General features: G+C 74.7%; 12 protein-coding genes and 1 riboswitch. Of the genes, 7 read left to right on the top strand and 5 right to left on the bottom strand.

Annotation, left to right across the window (positions count from 1 at the left end; genetic code table 11):
• The 3 genes from I4I78_RS25705 to I4I78_RS25695 form a co-directional block, all read left to right on the top strand.
• A partial coding sequence (locus I4I78_RS25705) for a GAF domain-containing sensor histidine kinase (protein WP_226380436.1) occupies positions 1–1,288 on the top strand: 1,288 nt, incomplete at its 5' end.
• Positions 1,285–1,968, top strand: coding sequence for a response regulator transcription factor (locus tag I4I78_RS25700; protein ID WP_218614069.1), 684 nt, complete (start codon positions 1,285–1,287; stop codon positions 1,966–1,968). The genes I4I78_RS25705 and I4I78_RS25700, both read left to right, overlap by 4 nt.
• A gap of 27 nt (positions 1,969–1,995) precedes the next feature.
• The gene (locus tag I4I78_RS25695; RefSeq protein WP_218614068.1) at positions 1,996–2,607 is read left to right on the top strand and encodes a hypothetical protein; all 612 of its coding nucleotides are present in this window, start codon (positions 1,996–1,998) and stop codon (positions 2,605–2,607) included.
• A 57-nt stretch (positions 2,608–2,664) separates the two neighbouring features.
• Here I4I78_RS25695 and I4I78_RS25690 read toward each other — a convergent pair whose 3' ends face one another.
• Entirely contained in the window at positions 2,665–3,378 is a 714-nt protein-coding gene (locus I4I78_RS25690) for a DUF2306 domain-containing protein (protein ID WP_218614067.1), read from the bottom strand.
• A gap of 63 nt (positions 3,379–3,441) precedes the next feature.
• On the opposite strand from I4I78_RS25690, the gene I4I78_RS25685 reads away from it, so the two are divergent.
• The 3 genes from I4I78_RS25685 to I4I78_RS25675 all read left to right on the top strand — a co-directional run bounded on the left by I4I78_RS25685 (position 3,442) and on the right by I4I78_RS25675 (position 5,437).
• Positions 3,442–4,128 (top strand): TetR/AcrR family transcriptional regulator, encoded by a 687-nt coding sequence (locus I4I78_RS25685; RefSeq protein WP_218614066.1) that lies wholly within the window; start codon positions 3,442–3,444, stop codon positions 4,126–4,128.
• A 42-nt stretch (positions 4,129–4,170) separates the two neighbouring features.
• On the top strand, positions 4,171–4,695 hold the full coding sequence (locus tag I4I78_RS25680; protein ID WP_218614065.1) for a gamma carbonic anhydrase family protein: 525 nt from the start codon (positions 4,171–4,173) through the stop codon (positions 4,693–4,695).
• A 106-nt stretch (positions 4,696–4,801) separates the two neighbouring features.
• On the top strand, positions 4,802–5,437 hold the full coding sequence (locus I4I78_RS25675) for a dihydrofolate reductase family protein (RefSeq protein WP_218614064.1): 636 nt from the start codon (positions 4,802–4,804) through the stop codon (positions 5,435–5,437).
• Here the strand turns inward: I4I78_RS25675 and I4I78_RS25670 are convergent.
• The 3 genes from I4I78_RS25670 to thiO form a co-directional block, all read right to left on the bottom strand.
• The gene (locus I4I78_RS25670) at positions 5,395–6,165 is read right to left on the bottom strand and encodes a thiazole synthase (RefSeq protein ID WP_218614063.1); all 771 of its coding nucleotides are present in this window, start codon (positions 6,163–6,165) and stop codon (positions 5,395–5,397) included. The two genes, I4I78_RS25675 and I4I78_RS25670, sit on opposite strands and share 43 nt — an antisense overlap.
• A 2-nt stretch (positions 6,166–6,167) precedes the next feature.
• A complete protein-coding gene (gene thiS, locus I4I78_RS25665) occupies positions 6,168–6,368 on the bottom strand; it encodes a sulfur carrier protein ThiS (RefSeq protein ID WP_218614062.1) in 201 nt (66 codons plus the stop codon).
• Positions 6,369–6,371: 3 nt separating this feature from the next.
• Positions 6,372–7,556 (bottom strand): glycine oxidase ThiO, encoded by a 1,185-nt coding sequence (gene thiO / locus I4I78_RS25660; protein WP_218614061.1) that lies wholly within the window; start codon positions 7,554–7,556, stop codon positions 6,372–6,374.
• Positions 7,546–7,662: riboswitch (TPP riboswitch) on the bottom strand. It overlaps the preceding gene by 11 nt.
• Positions 7,663–7,693: 31 nt before the next feature.
• Here thiO and thiE point away from each other — a divergent pair.
• Positions 7,694–8,407 carry a thiamine phosphate synthase gene (thiE, locus tag I4I78_RS25655; protein ID WP_218614060.1) on the top strand — a complete coding sequence of 238 codons (714 nt, stop codon included), beginning with the start codon at positions 7,694–7,696 and terminating at the stop codon, positions 8,405–8,407.
• 30 nt (positions 8,408–8,437) lie between these two features.
• Here thiE and I4I78_RS25650 read toward each other — a convergent pair.
• Positions 8,438–9,403, bottom strand: a 966-nt coding sequence (locus I4I78_RS25650) for a hypothetical protein (RefSeq protein ID WP_218614059.1), incomplete at its 5' end; no start/stop codon positions are given.

The following is a 9,403-nucleotide window of genomic DNA, read 5'->3' as shown; positions in this document are numbered from 1 at the left end:
CGGTCTGCGGTCCGGCAAGCCGTCGTTCTACCCGGAGTACCGGGTCAACGCCGAGCGCCTGCGCCGGGTGATCCTCGCCCTGGACCGGATCTCGGCGGCGCTGGTGCGCACGATGGAGGGCTCGGAGGCACTCGTCCGGGCGGTGGCGGACGCGGCAGCCGACCACCTCTCCGCGGACTGGGTGGTCTTCGCGCTCGTCGCGGGCGAGCTGCCGGACGCGGTGCCGCGCCACGTCGTGCTCGGGCCGGACGGCGTGGAGTGGGCGAACCTGGACCTGGTGCCGGACAAGGTGCGCAGCCATGTCCAGGCGGTGCGCGACGGCGGCCCGGTCGTCGACGCGCACCCCCACCTGGACGGGGACGACGCGCGCCGGCACCTGCACGTCCCGATCCGGCTCAACGGCCGCACCGTCGGCGGGTTCGTGGCCTGGACCCCGCCGGAGCGCGAGATCGACGACACCGACCACTCGGTGCTGCGCATCCTGGCCGGCCAGACGGCGTCGGCGCTGCAGAACTGCGCCCTGCTCGACCGTGCGGAGCGGCTGCACGTGCGCACCGCACGCCAGGCCGAGGACCTGCGCACCCGCAACGACGAGCTGATGCGCACCCAGCAGGCACTCGGCGCGGCCCGGCAGCGGGAGGTGCTCGACAACGAGCGGCACCGGATCGCCCGCGAGCTGCACGACAGCGTCACCCAGTACGCCCTGTCGGCCGGCATGCACATCGAGCTCTGCCGCACCGAGATCGACGACCCGAAACTCGTCGGGCACCTGGACACGGCCAAGGACCTGACCCGGCGCGCGGTCGAGCAGCTGCGCTCGGCGATCTACGCGCTCAACGACGACGACCACGGCGACAAGGACCTGCCGTCGATGCTGCGCCAGCTCTGCACCGTGCACATGCCCGACGAGCTCCGGGTCGAGGTCAAGATCGGCGGGACGCCGGTGCCGCTGGCGCCGGAGCACGAGCACTCGCTGTTCCGGATCGCCGGTGAGGCGCTGTTCAACACCGCGATGCACGCGGCGGCCTCGCGCGCGGTCGTCCGGCTGGCCTACCAGTCCGACCGGGTCCGGCTCACCGTCTCCGACGACGGCGGCGCCAGCCCCGAGGAGATCCGCCGCACGCTGCGCGCGGCCGACCTGCGCGGCCCCTCCGGGGAGCACCGCGGGCTGGGCAACATGAACACCCGTGCCCAGGAGATGGGCGGCGTGCTGCGCTTCCGCCGTTCCCGGATCGGCGGGCTGCAGGTCCAGGTGGACGTCCCCACACGACGATCGGAGTCCCGGTGAACACCGCACGCACGAGTACCCGGAACGGGGGGTCGGCCCCGCCCGCCCCGATCCGGATCGTGCTGGTCGACGACCACTCGATCATGCGACAGGGTCTGCGTGCCGTGCTCGAACGCGAGGACGACCTGCGCGTGGTCGGGGAGGCGGGCAGCCCCGCCGACGCGATCACCGCCGTCGACGCCGGGCGCCCGCACGTGGTGCTGCTGGACCTGAAGCTGGCCTCGGGCCCGCAGACCGACGGCCTCGACGTCTGCCGCAGGCTGTGTGCGGCGCACCCCGGCATCGGTGTCCTGGTGCTCACCACGTTCGCCGAGGACCGCCTCGTCGTGGAGTCGGTCCAGGCCGGTGCCCGCGGGTACGTGGTCAAGGACGTGGACACCACCGAGCTGGTGCGCGCGATCCGGGCCGTGTCGCGTGGCGAGAGCGCCTTCGACGCCCGCAGCGCCTCGGCCATGGTCCGCTCGCTGTCCGGCGGGATGCCGGACCGGGAGCGCCTCACCGACCGCGAGCTCGACGTGCTGCGCCTGCTCGCGCGGGGCCTGTCCAACCGGGCGATCGGCGCCGAGCTGTTCATCTCCGAGACGACCGTGAAGTTCCACGTCGGGAACCTGATGCGCAAGCTGATGGTCTCCCGCCGCGCCGAGGCGGTCTACGCGGCGACCAAGCTGGGCCTGCTGTAGACTCGGTCCTGCTGTAGAACCTGGCGGATGCGCCTCTACGCGGAACGACCGGAACGGCTCGGGCGCCAGGTCGTCGCCGACGTCCTGGCCGCGGCCTGGACCGTGCTCGCGGTCGTCGTCGGAGTCACGGTGCACGACGGCCTGCTCGCCCTGCAGGCCCCCGGGCGCACGCTGGCCGACGCGGGCGGGCGGATCGGCGAGACGTTCGCCGGGGCGGCCGGTGCGGCCCGCACGATCCCGTTCGTCGGCGAGGACCTGGCGCGCGCGTTCGACCCGGCGACCGGGACCGGGGCCGACCTCGTCCGGGCCGGGCAGGAGTACGGCGACACGATCGCCACGGTGGCCCTCTGGTCGGGCGTGCTGGTCACGCTCGGCGCTCTGCTCCCGGTACTGCTGGGGTGGCTGCCGCTGCGGCTGCGCTACGCCCGCCGCGCCGGCGCCGCCGTCGTCGCCCGGGAGACGTGCCCGGACCTGCTCGCCCTGCGCGCGCTGGGCCGGGTCCCGGTCCGGCGTCTGGTCCAGGTGGCCCCGGACCCGGCCACCGCCTGGCGCCGGGGTGACCCCGCCGTCATCCACCGCCTCGCCGCCCTGGAGCTCTCCGACCTGGGCCTGCGCACCCCCGCCGAGCCGCCCCGCTGAGCCGCCCCGCTGAGCTCCGACGGCAACCATGGCGCGGCTCCCGAGCCGGGACGCGGTTCAGCTGAACCGCCCCGCGCCGCGGCGCAGGAGCCACCACTCCGCGACCAGCAGGTTGACGATCCAGCTCGTCCACACCGACGCTCCGGCCGCGGCCGTGATCAGGGCGTCGTCGACGGGGCCGAACAGGGAGAAGATCCCGAGGTAGACCAGGATCCACGCCCGGTTGACGACGATCGAGAACGTCAGGGCGACACTGCGGATCATCCAGGCCCGGTGGTCGGCGAACCGGCGGGCCCGCGCGGCCCGATAGCCCGCGACCGCGGTTCCCAGCCACAGCACCGCGAGCATGGTGTTGCCCACCGCCGAGATCGGCCCGGTGGTGCTCACCGGCGCCACGCCCAGCACGACGATCCCCCCGGGGAACACGCCGCCGAACAGGTAGAGCCGGCCCGACCACCGGTGCACCGCGGGATACCTGCGCCGCAACCACGGCCAGATCTGCAGTCCGGCGGTGACCAGCGCGACCGAGCCGAACATGATGTGCGCCCACAACAAGGGGTAGTGCAGCGGGTAGTCCGCGCGCGGCGCCACCCTCGACTGCGCCGGGTCCAGGCTCAGGTAGGGCGGCAGCGACACCACCAGGAACGCGACGGTGAGCACCGCGAACGCGATCATCCCCGCCCGCACTCGTCTCGTACTCCTCCGGCGCCGCGTCCGCGCCCGCTCGCGCCCGTCGGTGTCCGTCTGTTCGCGCACTGCCCCGTCCGTCATGTGCGTAAGCCTTACGCATCTTGCGTATAGCTGTCTACGCTTTGGGTGTGGGAGAGTTCCGGCATGCCCGCGTCGCCTACCCAGGACCCGCGCTGGGAGCCGGCGCCCGATCCGAGGACGGCGCGCAGGTCGCTGAGTCGGGACACGATCGTCGACGCCGCGGTGCGTCTCGCCGACGAGGAGGGACTGGATGCGGTGTCGATGCCGCGGCTGGCCCGGACGCTGGGGGCCGCGCCGATGTCGCTCTACCGGCACGTGCCGCACAAGGACGCCCTGGTCGATCTCATGATCGACGCCGCGGTCGGCGAGCCGCCGGCGGTCTCCGGCGGGGTCCGGGCCGGCCTGGAGGCCTGGGCCCGGGCGAACCGCGCGGTCTTCACCACGCATCCCTGGACACTTCCCCTGGTCACCGGGCCGCGGCGGATGGGGCCCGCGGAGTGCGTTTGGGCCGAGACCGCGCTCGCGCTGGTCGTCGCCGACGGCCTGCCGGTGGACGTCGCGTTCGAGGTGCTGCACGTGGTGAACAGCTACGTGCTCGGCTCGTCCTCCCTCCGGCACGACCGGGCCCCGCTGACCTCGGACCTCGCGCACCGGGCCGCGGACATGCCGCTGTTCACCGGGCTGTTCACCGGCGCCCCGCCCGACACGACCGGCCCGGACGGCGTCGATCCGGTGTTCGAGGCGGGCCTGGCCCGCGTGCTGGACGGGGTCCAGGCGCATCTGACGAGGACGGACGTGCGGTTCAGCTGAACCGCGCACGGCGTCCGGCACGCGGGGTGGCAGGCTGCGATCATGCCGCTCTTCTCCCTCGACGGGGTCGCACCGACCGTGCATCCGGACGCGTTCGTCGCCCCGACCGCGACCCTGGTCGGTGACGTGCACGTCGAGGCCGGGGCCTCGGTCTGGTACAACGCCGTGCTCCGCGCCGACCTGGGCACGATCTTCGTCCGGGCCGGCGCGAACGTGCAGGACGGCTCCGTCCTGCACGGCGGCGACGACCCGTTCACCGAGGTCGGCGAGGACGCGACGATCGGGCACCTGTGCGTGGTGCACGGCTGCGTGATCGGGGCCCGCGCGGTGATCGGCAACGGCGCCACCGTGCAGGACGGCGCGCGCGTCGGCGAGGGGTCGCTGGTCGCGGCCGGGTCGGTCGTCGCGCCGAACGTCGAGATCGCGGCGGACCGGCTGGTGCTGGGCACGGCCGCGAAGGAGAAGGGCCCGCTCACCGAGTCGGCACGCTGGTGGGTACGCACCAACCCCGACTTCTACCGGCAGCTGGCCCGCCGGCACGCGGCCGGCATCACGGCCGCGGACTGATGGGGAGAAGTTCCCCCGGATCGATGTCGAGGACGCCCTCCCGGCTCCGACCGGTGGGTGGGAGCGGGGCCGACAGCGGCCCGGCCGATCAGGTGAGGAGACGGCGATGAGCATCGTGACCTGTGACATGGCGGTGTCGGTGGACGGCTACACGGCCGGCACGGACCAGCGCATGGACGCCCCGTTCGGCGACGGGGCCGAGGGCCTGACGACCTGGATGCTCGACGAGCCACAGGCGCACGCCGCCGAGATCGGGGCCATCACCGCGGCCGGGGCCTTCGTGATGGGGCGGAACATGTTCGGCCCCGGTCGCGGCGGCTGGGACCTGGGCTGGACCGGCTGGTGGGGCGCGGAGCCGCCCTACCACGCGCCGGTGTTCGTGCTGACCCACCACGCGCGCGAGGACCTGCCGATGGAGGGCGGGACCACGTTCCACTTCGTCACCGGCGGCGTCGACGAGGCGGTGGCGCGGGCACGCGAGGCCGCCGGGGACCGGGACGTCGCCATCGCGGGCGGCGCCGCGACCGTCAACCAGTGCCTGGCCGCGGGCGTGGTCGACGAGCTGCGCCTGCACGTCGCGCCGGTGCTGCTCGGCCGGGGTGAGCGTCTGTTCGAGGGCGTGCCCCGCACCGGGCTCGTCCCGGTGTCGGTCCGGCAGACCCCGCTGGTGACCCACCTGACCTATGCCGTGGCGCGGGCTCAGCCGTCCTCGCGCTCCGGCGACGACGCCCGGGCCCAGTAGCGGCGCGGGATCCGCCCGGCGCCGCGGGCGGCCAGGCCCGCCTCCACGCCCAGCCGCATCGCGTGCGCCATCCGCTCCGGGTTTCCGGCGCGGGTGACGGCGGTGGCCAGCAGCACGGCGTCACAGCCCAGCTCCATCGCCTGCGCGGCCTCCGAGGCGGTGCCGATGCCGGCGTCGAGCACCACCGGGACCGTGGCCCGATCGACGATCATCTCGATGTTGTGCGGGTTGCGGATGCCCAGCCCGGTGCCGATCGGCGAGCCGAGCGGCATCACCGCCGCGCAGCCGGCCTGCTCCAGTTTGCGGGCCAGCACCGGGTCGTCGTTGGTGTAGGGCAGGACGGTGAAGCCGTCGTCGACGAGCTGTTCGGCGGCGTCGAGGAGCTCGATCGGGTCCGGCAGCAGCGTCTGCTCGTCGGCGACCACCTCGAGCTTGACCAGGTCGGTCTCCAGCGCCTCCCGGGCCAGCCGCGCGGTCAGCACGGCCTCGGCGGCGGACCGGCATCCGGCCGTGTTCGGCAGCACCTCGATCCCCAGCCGGCGCAGCAGGTCCAGCAGACCGGTGCCGCCGGACACGTCGACCCGGCGCATCGCGACCGTGGTCAGCTCCGTCCCGGACGCGACGAGCGCCCGCTGCAGGATCTCCAGGTTCGACGCGCCGCCGGTGCCCATCACCAGCCGCGACCCGAACTTGCGCCCGCCGACGACCAGCGGCTCGTTCTCCACCATCTCTAGCCTCCCTGCACCGCGGTCAGGATCTCCATCCGGGCGCCCTCGGCGAGCTCGTGGCCCGCCCACCGTGCGCGGGGGACGACGTCGCCGTCCACGGCGACCGCGATCCCGCGCTCGGGTGCCCCGGACGCCGACAGCGCGTCCGCGACGGTCGGTGCCCCGTCCAGCCCGTGCTCGGTCCCGTTGATCCAGATCTGCATCGTTCAGCTCCCTTCGGCCGCGGTGGCTCCGGACAGGGCGAACCGGGCCGGGTCCGCGGGCCGCACGACGTCGGGCACCGGCTTCCGGTCCACCAGCGCGACGACGGCGGCCGCGGTCACCGGAGCCAGCAGCATCCCGTTGCGGCCGTGCCCGGTCGCCACGAACAGCCCGTCCGGCCCGGTCGCACCGATCAGCGGCAGGTTGTCCCGGCTGCCCGGGCGCAGCCCGGCCGCGCTCTCGGTCAGTGCGTACTCGGCGATCCCGGGCAGGATCCGCTCGGCGTCGCGCAGCAGGTCCCGGACCCCGCCCACGGTCACCTCGGTGTCGAAGCCGTTCTCGCTGGTGGTGGCGCCGACGACGAGGTCGCCGTGGCCGGGTGCGTCGCGCGGGACGGCGTAGACCGGGCGCCCGTCGACCAGTGCGCGCACGGTGCGCGACGGCGGCGCCAGCGCGCCCGCGCGCCGGGTCAGGCGCAGGATCTCGCCCTTGACCGGGCGCACCAGCCCGTCCAGTGACGGGTGCAGCGAGGACGAGTGCGCGCCCGCGGCGACGAGTACGGCGTCGGCGTGCACGTCGGGCCCGTCGGCCCCGTCGGCCCGGTCGGCCCGGTCTGCGCAGCGCACCCCGGTGACCCGCTCCCCGTCGTCGAGGACGGCGGTCGCCGCGCGGCGCTCGAGCACCACCCCGGCCCGCGAGCAGGCCACGAGCAGGGCGTCGAGGAGCGTGCGGTTGTCCACGGCCAGGTCGTCCGGGACCGACAGCCCGCCGCGCACGTCCGGGCCGATCGCCGGTTCCAGGCGGCGCAGCTCGCGCCCGGACAGGCGCTGCACCGGGCGGCCGAGCCGGGCCAGGTGCTCGGCCAGCGTGTCCAGCTCGGCGCGGTCGCCGGAGCCGGTGGCCGCGACGACGGTGCCCTCGGCGCGCAGGCCGGCGCCGAGACCGGAGTCGCGTTCCAGGTCGGCGGCGAACGACGCCCAGTCCCGCACCGAGGCGACGCCCAGCTCGAGCAGGTCCTCCTCGCCGGGCCAGGTCTCGGTGACCGGGGCCAGCATCCCGCCGGCCACCCAGGACGCCCCCGAGCACGGCGCCGGGTCCAGCAGCGTGACCCGCCATCCGGCACGCGCGCACGACCAGGCCGCGGACAGCCCGATCACGCCGCCACCCACGACGGCCAGATGCATTCCCATGAGATCCCTCCCTGCGCCGGCATGACCCGGATCAGGTTCGACGGTCGGGACCCTCGCCGGTCCCCTCTCAGCCCGATGCGTACGCCGGACTCCCGTGTTCCACCTTCTCCACCAGGCTACGCCGTACCCTTCCCGCCGTGCCCCGACGAGATGCAGAGTCACTGCGCCGCAGACTCGACGCCGCCCGCCTCTACCTGTGCACCGACGCCCGTTCCGAGCGCGGCGACCTCGCCGAGTTCCTCGACGCCGCCCTGGCCGGCGGCGTGGACGTGGTGCAGCTGCGCGACAAGGGCGGACACGAGAGGAGCGCAGGCGGAACGACCATCGGCAGCGCCCCGCTGGAGGCGAAGGCCGAGCTGGCCGCGCTGGAGGTGTTCGCCGACGCCTGCGCCCGCCACGACGCGCTGTTCGCGGTGAACGACCGGGCCGACGTCGCGCTGGCCTCCGGCGCGGACGTGCTGCACCTGGGCCAGGACGACCTTCCGGTCGGGTGGGCCCGACGGGTGGTCGGCGACGAGATGGTCATCGGCCGCTCCGCGCACAGCGACGCCGAGACCGCCGCGGCGGCCGGGCAGGAGTACGTCGACTACTTCTGCGCCGGCCCGTGCTGGCCGACCCCGACCAAGCCCGGACGCCCGGCGCCCGGGCTGGACCTGGTGCGCACCGTCGCCGGGCGGGCTCCCGCGCGGCCGTGGTTCGCGATCGGCGGGATCGACCACGACCGCCTCGACGAGGTGCTCGACGCCGGGGCGAGCCGGATCGTCGTCGTCCGCGCGATCACCGAGGCCGCGGACCCGCAGGACGCCGCGGCGCGGTTGAAGGCCCGGCTGACCGCCGCGGCGTCGTCCTGACCCCGGCCGCCCGACCCGGCGGCCGACCGGTCAGTTGGACTCGGCCGCCCCGCCGCCGGAGTTGCCGGAGCCGTCCTGCCCGGACTGCCCGTCCTGGCCGGACTGCAGCTGCCCGGACTCGGGCTGCTGCGAGGGCAGCACCCGGTTCAGGCCGTCGCGCAGCGGGTTGCCCGGGTCGGAGCTCGAGTCGCTGCCCTCCTCCGGGCTCGACGACGGGTCCTCGGTCGAGGTACCGCTCGAGGTCTGGTCCGACTCGTCCGACGACGTCGTGGGCTCCGAGCTCGAGGTGGCCTCGCTGCCGCCGGTGTCGTCCGGCCCGGTCTGCTGGGCCGGCGCCCCGGAGACCACGTTGCCGATCGACGTGCCGGTCCCACCGCCGGTGATCGTCCCGCCCTTGATCCACTCGATGCCGGTGACCAGGAACATCGCCAGCGCGAACGCCAGCACCGTGCCGATGACCGACCAGATGACCTGCTTGCGGGTCATCCGGATCCGGCGGTCCCGCCCGGGCGGGCGGGTGCTCGCGGCCGAGGGGTCCAGCAGGACCGTCTCCTGGCCGTCCGGTCCGGCCGCGCCGGCGCCGCCGTCGTATGCCGCCGCGTGCCGGACCGCGGTGCCGGCCGGCCCGGACCTGCGCTGCCTGAGTCGCTCGCTGGTGCCGGTGACCTTGGTGCGGGTGTGCTCGATGGAACGCTGGAAGAACGTCGTCGCGAACGTCGTGACGATCGAGCCGAGGGCGGCACCGAGCACCGTTCCGACCGCACCCAGGAACGAGCCCAGGATCGCCGTGACGATCGCCGCGCCGGCTCCGGCGACGACCTTGTTGACGTTCAGGTCCGACTCCGGTTTCTCGCCCTTGCCGGGCTTGCCCCCGTCGGGGCCGTCACTGCCGGGAGCGCCTGCACCGGCCCGGATCGGATCGTCACCGGCGCGGAACGGACCACCACCGGCCGCGGGCACCTCGGGGGTTCCCGGGCCGGGCATCACCCGGGTCGG

This window comes from Pseudonocardia sp. KRD291 (genome assembly GCF_019263595.1).
Lineage (GTDB): Bacteria > Actinomycetota > Actinomycetes > Mycobacteriales > Pseudonocardiaceae > Pseudonocardia.
Note: the sequence above shows the minus strand (reverse complement) of the source record. Positions and strands in the feature narration are given on the sequence as shown.

What these genes read in the sequence shown, in the direction of transcription:
- thiO (WP_218614061.1), bottom strand. Translation starts at nt 7,556, where the DNA reads ATGGGAATGCATCTGGCCGTCGTGGGTGGCGGCGTGATCGGGCTGTCC.
- thiS (WP_218614062.1), bottom strand. Translation starts at nt 6,368, where the DNA reads ATGCAGATCTGGATCAACGGGACCGAGCACGGGCTGGACGGGGCACCG.
- I4I78_RS25670 (WP_218614063.1), bottom strand. Translation starts at nt 6,165, where the DNA reads ATGGTGGAGAACGAGCCGCTGGTCGTCGGCGGGCGCAAGTTCGGGTCG.
- I4I78_RS25675 (WP_218614064.1), top strand. Translation starts at nt 4,802, where the DNA reads ATGAGCATCGTGACCTGTGACATGGCGGTGTCGGTGGACGGCTACACG.
- I4I78_RS25685 (WP_218614066.1), top strand. Translation starts at nt 3,442, where the DNA reads ATGCCCGCGTCGCCTACCCAGGACCCGCGCTGGGAGCCGGCGCCCGAT.
- I4I78_RS25695 (WP_218614068.1), top strand. Translation starts at nt 1,996, where the DNA reads ATGCGCCTCTACGCGGAACGACCGGAACGGCTCGGGCGCCAGGTCGTC.
- I4I78_RS25690 (WP_218614067.1), bottom strand. Translation starts at nt 3,378, where the DNA reads ATGACGGACGGGGCAGTGCGCGAACAGACGGACACCGACGGGCGCGAG.
- I4I78_RS25680 (WP_218614065.1), top strand. Translation starts at nt 4,171, where the DNA reads ATGCCGCTCTTCTCCCTCGACGGGGTCGCACCGACCGTGCATCCGGAC.